This is a genomic window from Calothrix sp. FACHB-168 (assembly GCF_963889195.1).
Lineage (GTDB): Bacteria > Cyanobacteriota > Cyanobacteriia > Cyanobacteriales > Nostocaceae > Aulosira > Aulosira anomala_A.
On sequence record NZ_CAWPNJ010000038.1, the window covers coordinates 36,934 to 61,148 of the forward strand.

Here is a 24,215-nt window from a genome sequence, read left to right on the forward strand (position 1 = left end):
GCACCAGCCAAAGTAGTTCTCTCTTCTCAATTGAAAGAATTGTGCAACAGGCACTCTTAATTTATGTTTGATAGTATTTTTTGCTACTAATACGATACCCGTATCTCGGCTCAATACCTCATTTTTTCTTTCAAATCACAATTAGACAATTTTGAAATTGGCTTGAATCACAATATCATTGAAATCGCGATCGCCACCGCCTGCTAAGTCCTCTACACCCCAAGCATTATTGCCAAGAGAGAGGAAATGATCTGTATGGTCAGAATTTGCCCCAATAAAGCTAAAATAAACAGCTACATCGCCTTTCAGCCCAGCGTCAACTGTACCATTAGCAATCAGATATGGTGCATAAAATTTCCCACCTGCAAAAGTACTACCAGTTAATACCCCTTGGTCATTCATGGTCATACCATGCTGTTGACTGTTGCGGATTGCTGCTTGTGCGTAACCTGCTTCACCAACACGGATCAATTTACCAGTGAGGGAGTCAACCACTGAACCTTGAAGGTCTTCAATTTGGTAGAAACCGACAACGTTATTATAAGCCGCTTCACTTTTGACAATCGGGAAAGAAACTTGAACTTGTAACCCAGCTAAATCTGTAAGGTCAATTAGTTCCTCTGTACCTTGTTTTTGTAACTTCGCGCCCAGAGGAATTTCTTCATTAGTAATTTCTAACTTCACAACTAAATCAGGGTCAAGATCACCTAATTGATCCTCAAAGCTCAAACTAAATTGATTATTATCCAGAGACGCAACAGTCAAGACTTGTGTAGAACTAGTGCCAAAAGGAGAACCAAGAAACACGCGATTTAGCAGACTGCTATCATTGAGAACCGCATCTAAGCTGGTATTTTGGAAAAACAGCAATCCTAAGTTTTCACGACTGGCTCTCTGAATAATTTTTGTTGGATTAGAAATAAAGTCATCGGGGAGTACTGAGAACAGCACTTGAGAACGTTTGAGTACAGCATTGAGGTAGCCATCTTGTCCAGGTTTGAAGCCATCAACTTCCCCTTGGGCGTTATCATAAGCAACCAACGCAATTTGATGAATGTTTTGGCGGTTAAGGTGCTTACTGCTCAGACTAAACTTGAGATGAATTGTGTCAGTATCGCCTTCTAATTGGAATACCTTGGTGTCAGTATTCAAGGTAATATGGGGCTGTTGTGGCTCGATACCGCCAAAGGGTGCTGCATACTGTAAGCCAGAACTGGTATAAAGTTCATTCAGTCCTCGCGGTAACAGATTAGTATCAAAATTACGGGCGTATAGTTCACCTGCATTACCTACCGCCTTAATTACCTGAACTGCAAAATCATTAGCTAGTCCCAGCTTGGCACCAAGATTACCTTTAATGCCTAAGAATGCCTGAATTGCCGGCGTAGAATCATTATTGGGGTCAGCATCGGTATTGCGAGCAATAAAGTCATCAATATTAGTGGAATTAATGCCGTATTCCTCAGCTTGCACCAAAGTATACATTGTCCACCTGACTACATCAGCCCAATCCGATTGGTTTTCATCAACGATTAAAGCTAAAGGTTCTTTAGAAAAAGTATCTTGAAGAATTTGGTGTTCTTGTGGCTGAGATAAAGTGGGAATTTTGCCTGCTAGGAGTGTAACGTCATTAAAGACTGCTTCGACCTCACCGCGATCGTAAGCGGCGTACATATCAGCAGAAGTCTCAAAGGTGACTAGGGTAGGACTGGCGCTAAATTTTACCAATGCATCTTGCAAATTGCTCAATGCAGTTGTACCTGACATCCCACTAAGCAACCCAATTTTACGACCATTAAGAGTTGGGATGGAATTAATACCGCTATTTTTGCGGGTGAGGATACCTTGTCCGGTATAAAGATAAATCGGACTGTAATCGATTCCGTAACTCGCATCACGGACTAAGTTCTCTGTATAAGCCGCAGCAGAAGCATCTACTACACCATTAGCTGTATTACCAAAGCCATCGGCGAAGGCTTGTTGTACAAATTCTACTTGATTGGGATTGCCAAATACTGCTGCTGCTAAAGCCCTACCTAAATCTGCATCAAAGCCTTTGACTGTGCCATCTGCTTGCTTGACTGTAAAACCGGGGAAGTTAAAGGGTTCAGGTAAACCAAACTTCAGCACACCTCTTTGTTTGATTTCGTCTAAGACGTTGCGTTTATCATTATCAATCAGATTCAGTTCCTTCGGAGTCCCTGAGAAAGGCGGTGCATACATTAATCCACCATCAGTCCACAGGAGATTGCGATCGCGTTCTAAATTCGGAAAATGACGCTGATAAATTTCGCCGTAGTTACCAACCTGCTTAATCACTTGGACGACAAAATCATCTCGCAAATCTAAAGCAGTCCCCAGTTTTTCTTGCAAGCCTAAGAAACGGCGAATTGCCGGATCAGAATCATTAGCGGGGTTATCATCTTTATTTGCTGCTAGGATTTGGTCAATATTTTGGGAAGTAATGCCAAATTCTTCCGCTTGAATTGTGGCGTAAGTTACCCAGCGTACCACATCAGCCCAGGCGGATTCATTTTCTGGTAGTACTAAAGCGATTGGTTCTTTGGAAAATTCCCCATCCAAAATCCGTTGTGTTTCTGGTGCAGCTAGACTACTGATATATTTGTTAATCAACCCTTGGTCAGTAGAAACAACAGCCACCTCCCCGGCTTGATAAGCAGCAAACAATTCGGTTATATCCTTGAAGAAGCGTGGTGTGAAGGTAATGCCTAAGGGAGTCAGCAAGTTGACTAAATTACCAAAAGCAGTATCACCACTAACAACACCAATGGTAGAGCCTTTCAGGTCAGCGATTTGCTTAATTGAGCTATTAGCAGGGACGAGGATACCTTGGTGATCGTAAAGATACACGGGGCCAAAATCGACATTTAAGCCACCATCCCTAATGAGATTCTGGGTAACTCGTTGGGCATTAAGGTCAAGGTTTTTATGAGCAACCTGCGTAAAACCATCAGTAAAACTGGTATCAATGAATTCAACTTGATTCTTATCCCCAAAGATAGCAGCCGCTAATGCACCAACAAATTCTCGGTCAAAATTTAGAGTAGAGTCTTGGTTAGCTGTGCCAGCTTTGAGATAACCCCGTTGTTTAATTTCTTTCCAGCGATTAGCCGCAGTTCCTTGACTGCTTTGAGCTTCGCTACTCAATATTGAGGGAGCATGGAAGCTAGACAGATTTTGCTGTATCTGTTGATTTTCAGTAGATGGAATTGGGGTGGGTTGGTCAACAAGTTCAAGAATTTGGTCAAGGTGAGAAAAGTAGGCGTAGGTTTTGCCTTGATTTTGGATCAGTGCGAGATTTTTTCCTTGGAAGTCTAAGATACCATTAATAAATCGGAAACCACTGATGTCACTGACACCAAAACCTGAAGCCGAAATCTGGATTTTGTCTCCCTGTTCGGGATTGAAATCGAGAATTGTGTCAAAGCCGTCATTGTCAGAGTTGAAGAAGAAGACATCAGCACCAGCACCGCCATTGAGGATGTCATCTCCCGTACCACCGACGATGACATCATTATTATCGCCAGCAACTATCCAGTCGTTATCTTCGTTACCGTAAATTGTGTCATTACCCCCACCACCTTCAAGCTGATCGTTACCTTGATTACCTTCTAAAGAGTCATCGCCTAAACCAGCTAAAACAATATCACTTCCGACACCACCTAAAAGGCGATCGCTACCATCTCCACCTTCTAATCTGTCATCACCTTCGCCACCAGAGAGGAAGTCATCACCAAAGTTACCTTGAAGTCGGTCGTTACCGACACCACCGATCAGGGTATCATTACTGCCACCACCAAGTAAGAGATCATTGCCTTCTTCGCCATCAAGATAGTCATTACCTTCTTTACCTTCGAGTTGATCGTTACCGACACCACCTGTCAGGGTATCAGCTAGCAAACTACCCTTGAGAACTACTCCCGTAGTAGCTTGATCTGCTGCTGTTTGATCATTATCTTGAATATCGATCAAGGCAACTTTAGCATTTGGTGCGATCGCGTAACCTTCACCTACAGATTTCAAGTTCAAGGCGATACTTTCTAAGTTTTCTGCCAAGTTATCATTGAGAATCTGAACCTCAATGACAGCAGTAGTTTCACCAGGGGCGATGTTGATTTCGCCCGGAGTTGGGCTAACAATCTGATAATCTTCGTCTAAAGTGGCTGTACCAGAGAGATTGTAGAAAATCTTTAAGCCCTGGTTTGGTGCTTCTTGGGTTAAATCTATGCGGAATTGCACCTTAGCAGCATCAGCCTCAGACACCAGCCCTTGAGATACACTCACGGAAACATAGCGATTACCGAAGCTATTATCGTTAGCATCAATTAGGTAATAATTTTGAGCGAAAGTCGTAGCGATCGCACTCAAAAATTGCTCTGTAGTCAGTTCTCCCTTACCCATCTTCTGCACCAGTGCAGGAATATCTCCTTGGGTAACTCGTTTGAGCGAAGCTAATACAGGTAGGGCTTCTGATATAGATTTTGATGCACCCACTGCGGACACTTTCGCTAAATACGCATTACCATTTGCTGCTGCTAAAGCTAAAGCAGTTAGTTGTTCAGGCGATACAGTTAATTGAGTGCCATTTACAACCGACTCAAAGAACGATCGCAGAATCTCTGTATTAGTCAGTTCAAAGCGAGAATTGGTGCTAGTTTGCAGATATACCGCTAGGGCATTAATCGCTTCTAGTAAATTATTAGGATTGATAACACCTTGAGCAGCTTGTAAACCATCTAATAAAGCACGAGTTTGATTGAGCAGAGATTGTACTTGAATATGTGCTACATAGACATTTAAGCCTGCTTGATCTTGTTGTCCCACAGCTTTGAGAGGATCGAAACTTTCGATATTTGATGTCAGATCCAAACCCAATTGCTGTTTAATGATGTCATCGGCTGCTTCTCGACTCAAGCCCGATTGTACTAGTCGTGCTTCTAAGCTAGTTAAAGGCGTGATGATCGCCGAACCCGGTAAGGCAATCAAAGCACCAGAAGACAAACCACTAGAAGTATCAAAGCCACCTAATCCTACTAATTGTGCTTCCTTAACACCAATCTCACCATCGCCATTGACATCTACTTCTTGGGGAACATCAAGGTTAAATTCACCGTATTCATCGGAAATTGTTTTAGCTTCGCCTTCATCCCACTGGTTATTAAAGTTGGTATCAAGGAAGATTGTTGCACCTGCAATATAGCTTTGGGACAGTGCGCCACTGAAACTAAATCCATTTGCACCCAGAGAGAATTTCGCTAAATTAAAGCGGGCAAATTCTTGTTTCCAGACTGTTTTATAACTAACTAATGCAAGTACACGAACTTCAGCATTCAAAAAAGCATCAATACTACCATTAAGGTTAAATAATTCTGATGGTTTGCTGATGCGAGAAATAATCTCAGAACCGCGAATCTTGCCGTCGCTAGTACCGTTATTTTCGCCGACATCATTCAGGTCTAAACTGACCTTACCCTCAATTCCACCTCTGACAAAACCATCAGCGATACCAATATCTACACCAGCACCAGCAGCAATGGTGGCATTTAAAACTAACTCATCAATATCTTGTCCTTGACTGTTTCTGTCAGCTACATAAAAACCATCAAAGATTTTATAGATATCCTCCAAAGCAAAGTTTTGGTCTTTCCATTGATTGACACCATAGGTATCAAAGCCAACTGCTAAATTGGTTTTAGCACTAAACTCACCACTGAGTTGTCCTGCTATTGGACCCCAGACAGGGAAATTTTTGGAAATAGCAAAGTTAAAGTCGAGATCGGGAACATCATAAAATACCAAATCTGTGGTTTTACCCAAAAGCAAATCAATTGCTTTCATCGGGTTGGTAAGGATGGGAAACTGTAAACCCTCAATATTTTTTAACTTGCTGAGGAAACCACTAGCAGCTTTATCGCTACTCTTTTGTTCTGATTGTTTGAGTGGGTCTGTGGTGCTATTGGTTGTTTGTAATGGTGAGTTTTTACCATTACCTGTTTCCACTTGATTAGCTGCATCTTTAGCATCTTTACTAGCAGCTTTGAATTCATTTAAGGCATAGCTACCCAAATCAATAATAATAGGTTGATTGGCAGGAACCTTACTTAATTCAACAATCAATTCGACAATATCGCCAACTGCTTTGATAAATTTTTGGGATTTTTCTATTTTGGCTCTTTGCTCAGGTGGAGCTAAGACTTTAGCGATTTCTAATAGGGTAACTTTGCCATCTCTGTTATCATCAAATACCCCACCTAATCCTAGTTGTGACAGGAGTTTAGTGTCGCTATTGAGCAGTTGGATAACTGGTTTAAGGGGCTGAATGATGTCGTTGACTTGTTTGATAACTGGACCAATTAAGTTACTGATAAATGATCCTAAGTCAATAGCGATATTATTCAGTTTAATATTTGCCCCAGTTTTTGACGCTTCCTGTTGATTCCCATAGTTGAACAGAGGGAATTTAGCTGCTACATCGAAACTAAATGAAGGAAACACAGGATTACCTTCAATACTGGTTTTGGCTGTGAGTCCGAGATTAGCTTCACCAGTTAATTGATATTGCACTAAATCCAAGAAACTTTGTTTGGTTTCTTTACCTTTTTTCAGCAGATCAACTAAATCTAAGGCGCTTAACCTTCCACCATCATCAATACCTTTAGATGTCCACTTACCACCACTATAAGTTAAACCTAATCCTAAACCGCTAACTGTTCCAGAGAGGTTAATTTCTTTACCAGATGTACCCTTGATAATGCTGAGTTGGGCGTTATCAAGTTTGATATCAGGAATATATTTGGTAATTACCTCTGGTAACCCAAGACTGTTGATAGGAACTATGGTTTTCAGATCGAGACTTTGCGGTGCAGTAAACAGGATGCGATCGCTACCTACATATAAGTTAACGGTCGGTAAATATGTGCTGATCTCGCTGGGTAATCCCAAAGCTGTAGCTAATGTGCCTAAGTTAACCCCACTGGTAGCAAATTGATATTGAGTAGTGCCTTTACCAAAGTTACTTAAAGTTAAACTGGTGTTATTTAAGGTTAAATCAGGAATCGTGGTAAAGATGTCCTTAAGTCCTGTAGCCTTGATTACTTGATCCAATTTGATTGTATTGGCGCTAAATTGTAATTTGTCGTTGGCTAGGGATAGGTTAACTGGACCAAAATCAGTCAATATATCCTTAACTGGTTGAGAAATGGTACTGGGTAGAATTGATCCAGCTTGATTAGTTAACCAATTTGCTAATTGTTGGGTGGGTAATTGATCGGCTTTAAAGCTAAATTTGGCATCTCTCCAAGTTCCAGGAGTACCACTAGCTGTTACTTCTGGTTTGGTAATGGTGACTGTAGGGTTAGTAATGGGTAAGTCTAAGCCATTAAAGGATAGCTCATTGATGCCAGGTATTTTCTCTAAAACATCAGCTAAATCTAAAACCCCTTGATAGGTAATTTGAACTGTGTTTTTACCTAGTTGCAAGTCAATGCGTCGTGCTAATTCTAGTAAATCATCAACTACATTGAGGAGACTTTGAGGCAGTTGGGAAGTAGCTTGTTTGGTTAGCCAATTTATTAATTCTTCCTTCGGTAAATGATCTGCTGCAAAGGTGTAATTGATATTTCCATTTTTTTTATCTAAGTCATAGATGGTAAGGATTGGATTAGTAATTGGTAGGGCTAAACCAGTGGTTTGTAATTCAGATAAACCAGGAATTTTTTGAATGATTTTAGCAGCGTCTAATGTACCTGCATAACTAATTTGTAGTTTGTTGTTTTTAAACAGAACATCAAAATCAGCCGCAGTATCTATCAGGGCAGTAACTAAATCTTTGATGGATGTAGGTAAGACATCTTTAGCCGCATCTATTAACCATTTCTTCAAGCCATCTTTATTCAGTTTTTCAGCAGTAAAGCTAAAGTCTATAGGTTGTCCTGTAACTTTTGTGAGGGTGATGGCTGGATTAGTAACTAATAGTGTGCCAGATGGAGGTAAAGTAATATCTTTTACCCCTGGAATCTTGTTCAGAATGTCTAATAAATCCAGGTTGCCGTTATACAAAATTTGAATGTCATTTTTATCAATTAAGACATTCACATCATCAAGTACACCAGTGATACCTTCGATGATCTTTGTGGCAACTTCTGGTAGGGAATTTACCACTTTCTTAGTTAACCAATCTGTTAACTGGTCAACAGGTAGCTTATCTGCTTTAAAGCTAAAGTCGGCATTTCTACCAGGATTAAGAATGGTGATACTGGGATTTTGAACATTTAGGGTTAAACCGGAGACATTGAAGCTATCTAAGTCACCACTGATACCCTTAATAATATCCATCAGGTTCAAATTCCCCTGATACATGATCTGCAACTGACTGTCACCAAAGCGCACATCCAGGTTTTGTCCGATGTTAGCTAAGGTGTTAAATATCGATAGCAGTTCGCTAGGAATGAGAGATTTTGCTTGGTCTTTTAACCAGGTAATTAATTGTTCTTTGGGTAATTGAGCAGCAGCAAAGCTATAGCTGGCATTTTTACCTGGGTTGGTGATGGTGAGACTAGGGTTAAGAACTGGTAAATCTAAACTTTGAATTGGTAGTTCATTAACTCCAGGAATTTCCTTGAGGACATTACTTAAATTCACTGTTCCTTGGAAGGAAAGTTGAATTTGATTTGTACCAATTTCTAAGTCAATGCCTTGAGCGATCGCACTTAAGCTACTGAGAATTTTTGCTACATCTGCGGGCAGTAATTCTGTAGCTTTTTCCTGCGCCCACTTCGCTAACTCTTCTTTGGGTAAGCGATCGCTCTTTAATAGATACTGTGTCTTGAGTCCTGTACCTGGTTTGGGATTAATAATGGTAATGCTGGGATTGGTGACAGGTAAGTTCAATCCTTTGAAGACACTAACATCTTGCAATCCAGGAATTAAACCAATTACTTGGGCAATATCCAAATTACCGTTATAGGCAATTTGCATTTGTCCATTACCCAAAGTCAAGTTGACATCCTTGGCTATGTTCAGCAATTTATCCAGAACACCTTTCACCTCAGCAGGTAAGATATCGGCGGCGGTATTCTTCGCCCAGTTAATTAAATCTTGGGTAGGTAGTTTATCAGCCGCAAATACATAATCAAATGTGGGCTTAGTTGCATCTGTGGCTTTACCTTTATTAATCAAAGTAAAGCTGGGATTAGTAACATTGAGTTTTAATCCATTCAGAGGTAATTCTTTCACTCCTGGGATCAAACTCGCTATCTTCATTAAATCCACATCACCTAGATAGTTAACTTGGATAATACCCTGACCAAAGATCACATCTAGGTTTTCTGACAGATTATTAAAGACTGACTTAACTTGTTCCGGTATTTGACTGCTGATTAAATCGAGTAATTCCTGTTTTGGTAACTTGTCAGATGCAAAGCTAAAGCTGGCATTTTTCCCAGGGTTAAGAATGGTGAGACTGGGATTAATAATATTCAGTGGTTGGGTAGTCCCAGGTAGTAATTCTTTGACTCCTGGAATCAACCCAAGCACTTTTACCAAATCAACAGCACCATTATAGGTAAGTTGAATTTGGTTATTACCTACAACCACATCTAATTGTTGTGCTTGGGCTGTGATGGTATCGAGAATTGATTGTACATCAGTGGGTAATTGCTGTTTAATCCAAGTAACGAGTTGTGTTTTTGGTAACTCGTCTGCGGCGAAACTGTAGCTGGCATTTTTGCCAGGATTAGTAATTGCCAAACTGGGGTTAAGAACCGGTAATTGCAGATTATTGACAGGTAGTTCTTTTAATCCGGGAATTTCTTTGATAATCGTCGCTAAATCCAGTGCGCCTTGATATTTGAACTGTACTTGATTACTACCCAACTGCACATCCATCTTATCTGCTACAGCTAGGAGTGAATCAACAATACTCCGTACTTCCGCAGGTAATTGGTTTTTAATTTCTGTTCCTAACCATTCAGTTAATTCTTGTTTGGGTAAACTTTCCGCAGATAAGCTAAAGGTGCGAGTTTTGCCGGTGCGTGTAACTGTAAAACTGGGGTTGAGAATAGGTAATGTGAGATTGTTGGGGGTGAAACTTTCTAACCCTGGAATTGTTTTTAGTGCTTTAGCTAAATCCACTGTTCCCAAATAGGTAATTTGGGTTTGTGCATCTCCTACTACTAAATCAATTTGGGCAATTTCATTGAGCAGTCCAGTTAAGAAATTCTGAACACTAGCATCAGAGACATAGGTTTTTACCTGTTCGGTTAACCATGTTTTCACCTCCTTCATAGGGAGATTATCTACCCCAAAACTTAAACTGGGTGTTTGTTTGGGATTGGTGATGGTAATGCTAGGGTTAGTGAGAGTGAAATTTAAGCCTTTGAGGGGTGATAAGAAATCTCCTAGTTGAGTGCTGATTTGATCGATGATAGTTTTGATGTTTAAATCACCCAAATAACCTATTTGAATTTGGTTATTGCCAAATTTCAGGTCAAGATTTTGCACTATATCCAGTGCTTTTTGCACAAATGATTGAACATCGGCTGGTAATTGTTGGAGAAGGGTAGTTTTTACCCAGTTGACTAATTGAGCTTGGGGTAAACTATCACTGCTAAATGTGTAGTCAATATTTTTGAGATTCTTAGTACCTAAATTGCTTAAGGTCAAGCGGGGATTAGCCACAGGTAAAGCTAAACTATCTAGGTTTGGTAATTCTTGAATACCGGGAATTACCTTAGCAATTTTAGCTAAATCAATATTGCCTTTATAACCTAGTTGTAATTGGCGATCACTAAATAATACATCTACCTGTTGACTCGCATCAGAAACCGTATTTAAGATGGATTTCACATTATCCGGTAACTGCTGCACCAACCAATCGATCAATTGTTGCTTAGGTAACTGATCTGCATCAATACTAAAATCTGCATTATTGCTATTGGGGTTAATAATTGTCAGTTTGGGATTAGTAACTGGTAACTTGAGATTATCCAGTGGTAAATCTTTAATTCCTGGTATCTGTTTGAGAATTGCCCCTAATTCTAAATCACCCAAATAGGCAACTTGAATTTGATTTTTACCCAGTTTTAAGTCAACATTTGCTGCTACTTGCAATAAACCATCTAAAACGTTCCTTACTTCTTGAGGTAGCAGTGATACAGCTTTTTCCTTCAGCCATTTAGTTAATTCATCTTTGGGTAATCTATCAACATTGAAGGCATAGTCAAGGTTTTTCACACCTTGATCCAAATTTATCAATGTCAAGCTGGGATTGGTAACAGGTAAATTCAACCCATCTAAGGGTAAATCACTCAAACCAGGAATGAATTTAATAAAGCTATCTAATTGCAAATCACCTTTATAAGTAATTTGCATTTGTTTTTTACCCAGAACCAAATCCACCCGATCTAATTCTGAATTCAACAACTGAGTTAAAATCGTTTGAGCTTCTAGCGGTAATAAAGATTTCGCCTGATTTCCTAACCAATCAAGAATTTGACGTTTTGGTAAACTATCCGCAGCAAAGGCATAATCAGGATTGGCAGATTTAGGATTAGTAATTGTTAAACGGGGATCGGTGACATTTAAAATTAATCCTGTCAACGGTAAACTGTTGATACCTGGAATTTCTTTGATGATAGTTGCTAAATCTAAATTACCTTGATAAGCAACCTCAATTTGGTTTTCCCCCAATACCAAATCAACTTTGTCTGTCAGTGCTAAGAGTTTATTTAAAACATTTTGCACGCCTGGTAATAGGTCTGTACCTTGCTTAGTTACCCAATCTGCCAGTTGTTGTTTAGGCAAACTTTCCGCTACAAAAGCGTAACTTGCACTCTTACTTTGAGGATTGGTAATGGTAATGCTGGGATTTTTTACAGGTAAGCTCAAATCATCTAAAGGTAATTCGTTAATACCGGGAATTTCTTTAATGACTGTAGCAATATCTAAATCGCCTTTAGCAGTAATTTGGATTTGTTCTTTACCTAATACCAAATCAACATTTTCTGTCAGTGCCAAGAATTTATTGAAAATATCTTGCACTTGAGTAGGTAGCAATGTTTTGGCTTGGTTAGATAACCAACTTACTAACTGCGCTTTGGGTAAACTTGCGGCTGTAAAGCTATAGTTCGCACTCTTACTACCAGGATTGGTAATAGTAATGCTGGGTTTTTCCACAGGTAAAGTTAACCCATTCAAAGGTAAATCTTTAATACCTGGAATTACTCCTCTTAACTGAGCTATATCTAAACTACCTTGATAGGTAACTTGGATTTGGTTTGAAGCTAAGACCACATCCAAATTTTGACCGAATTTTAGCAGTTCATTGAGAACAGTTTGTACTTCTGTGGGTAATAAAGTTTTACCTTTATTTACTAACCAATTAGATAAATATGCTTTGGGTAAACTGTCAGCAGCAAAGCTATAATCAGCATTTTCTAAACCAGGATTGGTAATTGTTAATCTGGGGTTAGTAACAGGTAATTTCAATTCATCCAGTGGTAAATCTTTCACACCTGGAACTACAGTTCTCAGTTTGGCAACATCTATTGTTCCTAGATAAGTAATTTGCAGTTGTTTATCATTCAAGCCAATGTCAATCTGCGTTGCATCTTTGAGGAGGGTTTGCAATGCAACTTTCACTTCTGGGGAAGCATTTTTCAGAACCGCAATTAGCTGTTGATTGATTGCAGAGACATCTGTATCTGGCTTACCTAACCAAGTTCTGATGGTTTGTGCAGAGATGTTGCTAAAGGTAGAAGTTAACGGTGCAGTGGCTAGAATTGTTTGTAAATTCTGGTTATACTGTACAGTCTTTTCTCCTACTGTTTCTGTTAGGGTTTTGTCAGCTACAGGAATTTGTTTAATATCCTGACCGGGGACTGTGGCGCTAGGTGCTTCAGGTAATGTAGGTTGGGAATCGGTCAGAGCTTGGATAGCCTCTTTTTCCGTTGGTACAGAGGGTAAACTTTGGGTTTGGGGAATTGTTATCTGATCGGCGGGAGTAGTTTCAACTGGAGATGCAGCTACATTAATTGTTGTGACTGGTGGGCTTGTTTCTTGGAGGTTATTCTTACCTGCTTGTGGATCTTTGAGTTTGATGTTAAAGGAAATCCCTAATTTAGTCGGATTTTTGGGATCATCAGCAAAGTCTACTTGCAAGAAGCCAAGATTACCCTTACCTTTGAAATCGTCTAAATCGAGGCTAACATCTGCATTAAATTTTGTTTTCTCTGGATCGAGATAAAAACCCAGTAGTTTATTGATACCAAAACCCAAGCTAACATCATATTTAAAGTCACCTGTGAGTTGTCCTTGGGTATCAAAACCAATACCTAATGCTGGCACACCTAAATCACTGGATAAATCCAATTTAAACAGGTTGTACTCTTTACGCAAGTCAACGGCAAAGTAGACATCAGTATCTGTCATTTTGGCAGTGACATTTATCCCTGTCGCACCTAAATCTGCTAAAGCATTTCTCAGAATCTTCTCTAGATTCCTGGAAGTGAGTTGATCTCGTTCTAGTTGATTTATTTGCTTACTGACAAGATTACCTAAATCTGCCATTAAGGTAGGAGAACGACCTTCTAATGAGCCGATGATGGGCAATTCCAAATTGTTAATTGTGGATTGCAGGGTATCAAAACCTGCTTTTATCCCTTCATTGGTTTGGGTTTTATCTAATACCCGGTCAACTAAACCCACGATTTGATCTACTACTGGCAGATTGTTGTAATTGGGGTCACGACTGGTAATTTGATATTGAATGCTGGCTTCATGGGGCTGACTGGGATTGGTATCATCTTCAACAATCCCATCATCAATGGCTTGGATATTGACAGTTTGCAGCTGATACCAGTTGTTTGGTTGGAACGTTAAAGTAATGGACTCAATTGGTTTAGGATTTTTAGGATCGCTAGCATCAATAAACCTTAGCTGTTTTTTCTCTCCTTTGATTGTGTTGCTTGTTAAGGTTAAGGTGACTGGTGCTGTAGGTTCACTCAGTAAGGAAACTTCATACTGGGAATAGCGAATTTCGTCTTTGTCATTGGTTTTAAAGGGATCATCTTCAATGGCTACTGCACGATTACCACCAGTGACAATTCTAATGCCAGGGACATCATTGTCAATAATATTCAGGCTAGATGAACTAGAATCACCTAATTTATAGCCATCACCAGGTAGTAACTTAACGGTAACAGTTTCTGATGGGAAACGGGCAATAGAACCAGCTTTTATTTGAGCAGCTAGAGCCTGATCAACTTCTACTGTAATTTGTCCCTTGTAATTAAGAACGTTATTGTCAATAGGATTATTTACAGTGGTAACTGTCCATCTCGCCCCATTCTGTAAAGTGCCATTAATGCCATTAATACCCTGAATTTGTGTTGTTGTTCCTTGTTGGTTAGAATTACTGGTATTAGCACTCAAGTAAACTTTCAAATCAGTTTCTTTATCTGTAATAAAACGCTCGATATTTTCCTTGATTTGTTGTTGACTACGTGCAGTATCCCAAACCCTTAATTCAGCAATATCGCCGTTGAAATACTTTTCTTTGTCCCAATTACTTTTGGCAATGTAATTATTTGTTCGTGATATCTGGTCAGCAGAGTTATGCTTAATTGGTATACTCGAACCAGATAATGTTTGTACAACTTTTTTGCTGATCTTGCCTTGATTATCTACGCTAAGTTCAACTACTTGTTCGGCCTGCGTTTTATCATTTATATCCTGTCGTTCAATCAGCCTTGTTGCTAACTCACCGTTGGTATAGATATAAGCATTGCCCTGACCATCATTAACAGCAGCAACGTGAATCCACTCTCCAGTTGGTAGCAGATTTTCTACCGTTGCTGATGTAAAGCTTTTATTTGTATCAGTATAAGTTTCTAGGCGCAATCTACCTGTAGCACCGTCAAAGTTCAAAATGATGTTATTTTTACCTTCGCCATTACCAAAGTCAATAATGCGGGGGCGAACATTACCAGTGTTACTTTGAGGATGTTGATTAACTCTCACCCAAGCTTCAACGGTAAAGTCACCACCCATTGTCAGACTAGGTAGAGAAACATAGTCATCATTACCATCAAAGCTAAACCACCCTTGTCCAAATTGCTCAAGTATGGCTGGGGTTTTAACTAAACCTGTTTTTTGACCAGCAAATTCAACAATACTGTTGGTTGGTACATCAACTCCACCTGTATCTAAATTAAAATCAGCTAACTGAAGTTCTTTTCCTCCATTGTTTCCTGTAATGTTGAGACGATAATAACTATAGGATTTTGGATTACTGATGGTAAAGGATTTTTGTTCAAACCGAGTTGCAAATGTAATACCCGATCGTTGATCTAGTGAAGTCCAATTCCGACCATCATTTGACCCTTGTAGCACCCAATCACGCGGATCTCGCTCCGAGAAATCATTAGCTGAGGTAATGTAGTATTTGCTTACTAGGGTAGGATTATTAACAAATTCGTACTGAAGCCAACCTTTATTAGCAAAAATCAACCATTTGGTTTGGGAGTTTTTATCAGCAACATTGTCCTTGCCTTCGCCATTGGGAGAAATAGATAACGTTGATAAGGTAAAATCAGCTAACTGAAGTTCTTTTCCTCCGTTGTTACCTTGAATATCGAGACGATAATAACGATATGACTTTGGTTCACTGATTTTAAACGCTTGCTGTTCCAAGCGATTGGCAAATGTAATATTTGATTGTTTATCTAGATCAAACCAGTCAGTACCATTATTTGATCCTTTTAACACCCAACTACGCGGATCTCGCTCCGAAAAGTCATTACCTGAGGTAATAAAGTATTTATTTACAGTAGATTCATTAGCAAACTCGTACTGAATCCAACCAGAATTCTGAGCAATTAACCATTTCGTGTTAAAGTTTTCATCAGCAGCTTTTTCCTTTTCTTCCCCAATGGGAGAATTCGCTTGGGAAACAGTAATGGCTTTGGGAGCAATGACATCGGAAGCAGTAATGACAATATCAGAATCTGCTATGGCTCTTGCTGAGACATCTAAGGTTAAGGTCGTTTTACCACCGTTAGTAGCGCCGGTAGTAACTTTGTTAATGCTAAAGGTGAGGTCTTCAATTCTCTTATCATCAATGGGGACAATTGGTAATAGAACTTGATTACTAAATACCCGCACTTTGCCAGTGTTATTGGTGGTATTAATGGATTGGTAATCTGCATTTAAGGTTGCAGTACCACCAACTATCTGATAGTTAACTTCAATACCTGTATTATCTGGAGGCAGGTTATTGGGATCGCGATCTAATTCAATGATGAAATAGCCCGGTGTAGAGTAAATTTCGGCTGCGGCTTTACCAGGAATAATCCTAGCAGTGGGAATATCGTTATCTTTGATGATAACTTCTAAGGGTTGGATGGTGAGATTATTATATTTTGCGTCTTCACCACTTACTTGGAATTTGATATCACTCTTTTGCAGATATTCTACTTTGTTATCGTCAACCGCAGTAATTTGAATGGTTTGTGGTGTATTCCAGTTTTGTGGATCGAAGGTGATGCTGTGAGTATCCCCTAGGTTTTTACCTAAGAAGTAAAATTCTTCATTACCAGGAGTCATTGTGACTACAACTTGACCTACAGGTTGACTATTCAGCTTAATAGTAAAAGCGTCTCCTGCGCCTTCTGTTGTACTCGATAGTGGCGTAACTGTAAATCCTGCTGTGTCGTTATCATCATTGTTGGCGATGACTAGTTGATCTTTAACGTAAAGATTAAATTCCGATAATTGAAGTTCATTTGCACCGCCATTATCTAGAATATTTAGCCGATAGTAACTGTAGGATTTACCGTTATCAAAGGTAAAATTTTTAGTTTCAAAACGATTATTAAATTTAACCCCAGACCGCCTATCTAGAACTTCAAAGTTTTCGCCATTGTTCGAGCCAAGCAACTCCCAATTCATGGGATCTCGCTGTGGAAAATCGTTAGCTGAAGTTAGGGAGTAACTATTAACAACTGCTGCACTATCTAAAAATTTAGCTTGCAGCCAACCTTGCTTGTTGAAAATTAACCATTTAGTAGCAGAATTGTTGTCAAAAGCTTTCTCTTTTTGTTCATTTGTTGGAGAATTGGGATCGGAAACAGAAAGTTGATTGTTCGCTTTCCCTAGTTCAATTAATCTGTCAGTAATTCCTAAACTAACTTGATAATCATTGGTATCATTGTAAGTAGGATCTAGGCTTTTGACACGATTAGTAATTGCATAACGAACTTGCCCATCAGCAACGCTATCATTTTGAGGAACGACTGAAAAACTTTGAGGTTTATTCCAGTTATCTGGTGTGAAGGTGAGAACAATTTCTGAGCCGGGGATGGTAGTTGTATTGGTTTCTGTTTCTGAGTCGGTGAGGGTAGTTTTATTGGTTTCTGTTGTTAATATTCCCTCACGCGGGTTACTGCTAAAAAAGTATAATTCAACCTTATCTGTCGGTTTGCTGGTCAGTTCTGCGCTAAAAGTAAGAGAAGTATTACTGTTTTCCTGGGTTGAGAATTGTAAACTGCTGATAGGTTGCCCTTGGGCATTTTTAAACAAAATACCAGCTTTTTCATTATCTTGAATAGTAATAGTTTTCTGGACATTCTCTGGTTGCTCGGTATCAACTCGATAACCTTGTCTTTGATTTAATCTGATGTTGATAGTTTCGTTGCTTTCTTTGATTTGATCGCCAACAGAGTTAATGGTAATTTCGGCGGTGGTTTGTCCTTCAGGAATGATAATGACTTGTTCTTGATATTGTAGTTTGCCATTTGCTGCACCAATTACCGCATCTAAATCACCATCACTATTAACATCGGCAAAAACAGGCGCACTGTTAGCTTGTACTTTCCAACCATTGCTGGGCGAGTTGGCATTATCTAAGGTAAAAGCAGGTGTGATGGCATTACCTGTGTTGCGATAGAAAGATATAGTACCATCTTTGCGTCCTACAAATAGGTCAAGGTCGCCATCGTTATCGGCATCTATGATATTAGGAGTGCTGTTGTCACCAATATCAATATTATTGAAGGGGTTGCTAGTGCCTGTTTGGGCTGAGAAAGTGGGTTGTTTTGGTGTACCCGTGTTTTTGTAGTATTTGATTGTGCCATCGGCTGCACCAATAACTGCATCTAAGTCACCATCTTTATCTAAATCAGCAAAGTTGGGAGTGCTATTATCACCTACATCAATACCATTAAAGGGATTATTTGTATTGATGCGTAATCCAAATTTGATGCCTGTACTATCAGTAATATTTTCGTAGTAGGATATCGTACCTGCACTATTACCAATAATGATATCCAAATCCCCATCTGTATCCAAATCAGCAAAGGTTGGAGTGCTGTTATTGCCGATATTAATGCTGTTGAAGGGGTTTTTGCTTCCTGTTTGTTCAATGAAGGAAGGAAGTCCAGGAGAACCAATATTCTCATAAAACTTCACAGTACCATCAGCATTACCCAAGGCAAGATCCAAATCGCCATCTTTATCCAAGTCGGCAAAGCTGGGAGTGCTAAAGTTGCCAATATCAATCTGATCGAAGGGATTTGCAGCGCCAGTTTGTGACTGGAAGATATTAGTATTAACTGTGAAATCTTGGTTCAAGGTTGCAGTGCTACCATCTACAGAGAAGGAGACTGTCAAACCACCTTGAGGTGCTGGTCTATCGAGTATGATTTGTACTTTTTGTGAACCGCCTTCTTCAGCAATGGTAGCATTGTTTCCTAAGAGTTTTGCTACTGGTAAAGTTGGATCGGGACGAGTTATATCTGATGAATTAATACCAGTATTACTGTCAATGTTTTGATTGCTAACAGTAATATTTTGTTGTAAGTTAGTGTTGTTGTAGTTAAAATCTACGCTGCTGGGTGTTGCTTGGATCTGATAAGTGATATTACTATCAACTAAAGCATCAGCCTTACCAACAACGGTAATTATTTGATATTGATCCCAATTATCAGGTGTGAAAACAATTTGAGATATAGTTCCACCTTGATAAAGCTTTAATTCACCTTCGGCTGCATTTAAACCTGTAAAACTAACAGTTACATTGCTACTGGGTTTACTTTGCAAACGAATGGCAAAACTTTCTCCGTCTCCGTTTTCAGATGTTTGCAAAGGACGGAAGCTAGAGGCAATAATGGGGGTAGGTTGACCTTGTGCGTTTAAGTTCTGTGAATCAAAGCTAACATTGGCTATTTTTAATCCAGCAATATTACTATCAATAAGTTCCAGGGTTTTGGTTTGGTTAGTGCTATCAATTGTGTAGCCGTTACCAGTATTTAAGGAAATAGTAATATTTTCCTTTTCTTCTTTAATAGAGTCCCTAATTGGAAAAATAGGTAAGATAGCAACAGTTTCACCTTTGGGAATGATAATTCTGTGATAAAGATTAAATTCCGCTAATTGTAGTTCGTTTGCTCCATTATTGCTGGTAATGTTCAGGCGATAGTATTTATAAGCCTTGGTGTTATTGATTGCAAAAGTCTTAGTTTCAAAGCGGTTAGTAAATTTAATCCCTGATTGTTGGTCTATTTTTTCAAAGGTGATACCATCGTTTGAAGCTAATAGTTCCCAATTTTGTGGATCTCTATTTTCAAGATCGTTAGCTGAGGTAATGGTGTAGGTATTAAAAACAGCTGCATTATTTGGTAGTTGATATTGAATCCAACCAGATTTAGCAAAAATTAGCCATTTGGTATTGCTATCATTATCAAAAGCTTTTTCCTTTTGTTCATTTACTGGAGAATTCAGAATTGAAGCGGAAATTTGTCCATTAGCTGATCTGGTATTAAGTGTACTTAAATTCCCTGTATAGTCACTCCCTAAAATTGCAGTCCCACTCACAGTATAGGTAACTGTCAAATCTTCTTTGGCAGGATGACTTAGTTGTAGTCTAAATTGACCAGGTTGATCGCTATTTTCATTAATACTTCCATCTACAAACAAACTCAATTTAGGTGTACCTAAGTCTTGAGGTTGCGCTCCTTCTGTGACTTGGTTTTGGAAAGGTATCTGAGTAGTAACAGGAACAGAAATACCTAAGTTAGCATAATTTCCATCTGTACTGCTAACTCTTGCTGTCAGATTCAAGTTGGAATTAACACCATTGAGTGTTATTGTTTGCCATTTATCCCATTGTTCTGCTGACAGTTTAATCTGATTAGTATTTAAAGTTCCAGAGGTGGGATTATTGAATTGGATAGTAACTTCTCCGGTGGGTTGACTACCCAATTTGACTTTAAACTCTGCTTTTCCATTTCTGACTACTAAGGGATTATTTGTAGTCACTAATTGGTTATTTTGATCGAGGATAAAAACTTGATTGTTGAATAGTCCGCTATCGTCAATTTTGATTTCTGTTTTAATCCCTTGAGTAAAAGTTACAAAATCTAAATCAGCTAGTTGTAATTCATTTGCACCAGCATTGCTGGTAATATTTAAACGGTAATAACTATAAGCTTGAGTGTTATTGAATCGAAATGTTTTGGTTTCACCACGATTAGCAAAAGTTACTCCTGATTGGGAATCTAGATCGGTAAATTTGACTCCATCATTCGATGCCTGTAATTTCCAATCTCGGGGATCTCTTGTTGGTACATCATTGGCTGAAGTGAGTGAGTAGCCCTGAACTACTTGGCTATTATTAAATTGGTACTGAATCCACCCAGTTGTCGCAGATATCAGCCATTTACTATTAGGATTCCCGTCAAAAGCTTTTTCTCTCCCTTCATTAGTTGGAGAATTATTATTAGATACTGAAACTTGACCGTTACCTGTAGAGGTATCAATCTTCTGTTTTAACCAAAAATTAGAAATCTGCTGGTTTCCAGTAGAATCCAGATCAAAATGATATGGTTGTATTTGAACAGTAATACTTTCATTATTTTCCTTAATGGCATCTGGTAATGCCATAAAGTAAATTCTAATTTTATTCGGGTCAACTACAGCGTTACCGGGAATATTTAAGTCTTCAACTTGGGGAATGATAATTCCATTTTGTTGGCTATCGGCTTGAAAAGAAACTTTGCGATATTGAGAATTGAGATAATCAATTCCTTGTATCACATTTGAACCAGCCGTAATAGTATATTTTACCCACAATCCCAAGGAGTTGAGAATGGGTTTATCTGATTTTAATTCAATATAACCAATAGAGTAGGAATCTTCTTGGTCGGGTAACAATCCTCCATATTCTTTGGCGTTTCTAACTGTTACCAGTTCTAAGGTTGGTTCATTATCTGCAATGGTGACAGTGGCAGACTGTTTTTGAGTATCTACCTCATAGAACTGATTGCGCTCAGTACCAGTATTGGTTATTTGTTGTACCAGCCCAACAGTGACAGATTCAGTATTTTCTGCAACATCATCATCAATAGGCTCTACACCAATGATAATGGCTTTATCACCTTGCCCAGTATCAGCCTCAACATTGATTGTGTTTCCAGTAAAGTATTGTTTGTTGCTATGGTCTGCGTAACGCCAATAAAAGAGATAATCCGCACCTTTAGCAGTATTAATGTGATTACCTCGAATAGTTTTTGTTCCGGTTTCTTTGAGGTATTTATTGATATCCTCAGGATTTTTATTAACAACAGTTGGTAAAATCAGTTGTAAGGTAAAATCTGTTTTTCTTTGTCTATCAAAAACAAGTTTAAATTCTGCGTTTTTGCCCCTGTCTTCTGACCCATCCGTAAGTTTTTCAATACCAATAGTTGGTTCATCATCTACAATAGTAAATGTAGCTGAATTTTGCGATGCATTAACGTGATAATTATTTAAATTACCACTATTTTTAACTAAGGTAACGGTAAATTTTTCGCCATTTCTGGGAAGATCGGCAATATCATCATCGGTGGCTTTAACTAAATCGACAGTTACTTCATTTTGGGCATCAAGTGGCTTATCAATAGTAACAGGTTGTAGTAAATAATCGTCTATTTCTGTATCATTTCCAGAGTTAGATACCTCAAATTTGAGAGTTAAAGTTTGAGTTAAAGGCCTATCAAACTTAAGTTTTAGTTTTCCGGTATTACCTGCTTCTTGGGGATTTTCATATCCTATAACGCTGATAGTGGGTTCGTTATCACGAATTAAAACGCCAATACTAGAGTTAGAGACGCTTTGATATTGTACTCCTGGAATAATTTCTATGCTGAGGTTTTCGTTTAATTCAGCTATATTATCATCCGCAATATTGATGGTAATAACTTTCTCTTTCTCAGTCGGAGTTAAGGTTAATTGTCCAAGCTCGGGATCTGAGAAATCATCAGTTGATGCACCGTTAACAGGAACAAGTCTATAAAAAACATTAATTCCACCTACTGGGATAGTCGATGATGTGCCAATTTGAAATTGTACTTTTTGATCTTGTTCAGAAGCTTCTCTAACAAACCGAACATATACGTCAGGTCTATCAGTGTAAGGAATTAGACTGGTTGTTGGAATCAAACTTTTGGAAATAATTTCATTAGTTTTGTTATTGTTTGTCCAAGCTTGCCAGAGTAATTTAGCTTTAGCACCGCCACCATTTTCAAAATATTCCAAAGTAATTGGAACTACTTGTCCTTTTGAAAACGACCAAATGTATCTACTTTCTTGGGATCTAGATCCATCTGACCAACTATCAATATCGTAATTTGAATAATTATTAATTCGCAGCCTGACTCCATCATCAGTTTCTGCGGAAAATACATAACTTCCAGTTTCTGGGATGACAATGCTACCTGTCCAACGCACGCTAAAGTTATCACTGTTAACTTTATTGTTGGGGCTACCACTACCCCAATCAAAATTAATAGCAGAATCAACTTGTGTATAAACTGGCGATCCAGACAAGTCGCGGTTATTAAAATATTCCCCTTTTAACCCATACCCTAAATCATTTGGACCAGTAGCGGTACTCGCTAGGGGAATTAAGTAATTATTACGAATATAGACTTTATTACTTCCTGGTGGTTGCCATTGTAAATTTACAGCAGCACTAGCATCCCAATCAAAATAATCCATTTGGATGGCATACCATTTTCCCCCTTCTAAATCGATAGAAGCTGAATTTTCCTTATCTAATCCACTACGATTCCAACTCTCAATCAGCCGCCTATTGTTGACCCAGAGACGAACGCCATCATCAGAATTTTCGTAAAATGTATATTTTCCCGTGCTGGGAGCATACACATATCCTGTCCAGCGGACAATAAAATTATCTTTATCTACGCTGGAGTTTGGCGATTCCGTTCCCCAATCTTGACTAATCAAATCTCCGCTATTGCTGGTGGTACTTCTTGCAGACCATTGTTTTACTTCTGTTCTTTCAACTCCGTTTCCCTCTGTGGTGTTATTACCCTTGAAATACTCTACTGTCAAAGGCAAAATGCCTGCATAAGCTTGTTGTCCTTCCGAGGAAATAGCAAGACTAGATTCAATATTTCCAGTGGCGACTTCTAAATCCCAATCTCCGCCTAAAAGTGCATTACCTGTAATATCTACGGAGGCGGCAACGTCTGCCCCTGTGAATAGACTTAAATCCCTTAAAAACCCCTGACCCTGACCAAAACCGACACTACAGCCAAACAGTAAAATATCTGCTTCTTCGGTCAAAGCATTTCGCCATTGTTGTAATTGCTCACGATAGGCTTGGATACTGTCGCGGTTTAACAGAGTTGTTCCTAGTTGAATTTCTCCCTCACCACCGTGAGAGATAATTTGCACACTAGTAATATCTTGCCTTTGTTTGAGAATGTTTGTAATTTCTTCTATACCGTCTTGTGTAGAATCAAGGATTACTACTTCTGTATTTGCATTGATGCTGGATAACAACTTTTCATATTCAGAAATTTGAGAATCGATAAAAACAATGTTCTTAGCAACTGCCTGATTCATATTTTTTCCTCAAAAAACTTGTTATTGGAATAGAGAAGCGTACTTGATAATTAACTTGTTACCTACTGGAATTAAATTCCATCCCCATTATCAAGCCCCGCATTTTTATGGCGTTATAATGGCTTGATTCTGTCTGGAGTAAGTAAATTTACATATTTACAGTCATTGCGATCGCAATGACATTGTGTAATTAATTCTGCCTGATTTCTGCTTGATCTAAAATACATATATAAAATAACTCGTAAATATTTGATTAATAACAGTAAATACACTTAAGCAGTAAACCAAAA

The 24,215-nt window shown here is 38.8% G+C and carries 1 protein-coding gene; it reads right to left on the reverse strand.

The features are described 5' to 3' along the window. Positions 1-141: 141 nt before the first annotated feature. The gene (locus AACW45_RS22515; RefSeq protein ID WP_190634945.1) at positions 142-23,925 is read right to left on the reverse strand and encodes a DUF4347 domain-containing protein; all 23,784 of its coding nucleotides are present in this window, start codon (positions 23,923-23,925) and stop codon (positions 142-144) included. Positions 23,926-24,215: the final 290 nt, after the last annotated feature.

Bases quoted from the DNA above. Each gene is read 5' to 3' on its own strand.
- AACW45_RS22515 (WP_190634945.1), bottom strand. From the start codon at position 23,925: ATGAATCAGGCAGTTGCTAAGAACATTGTTTTTATCGATTCTCAAATT.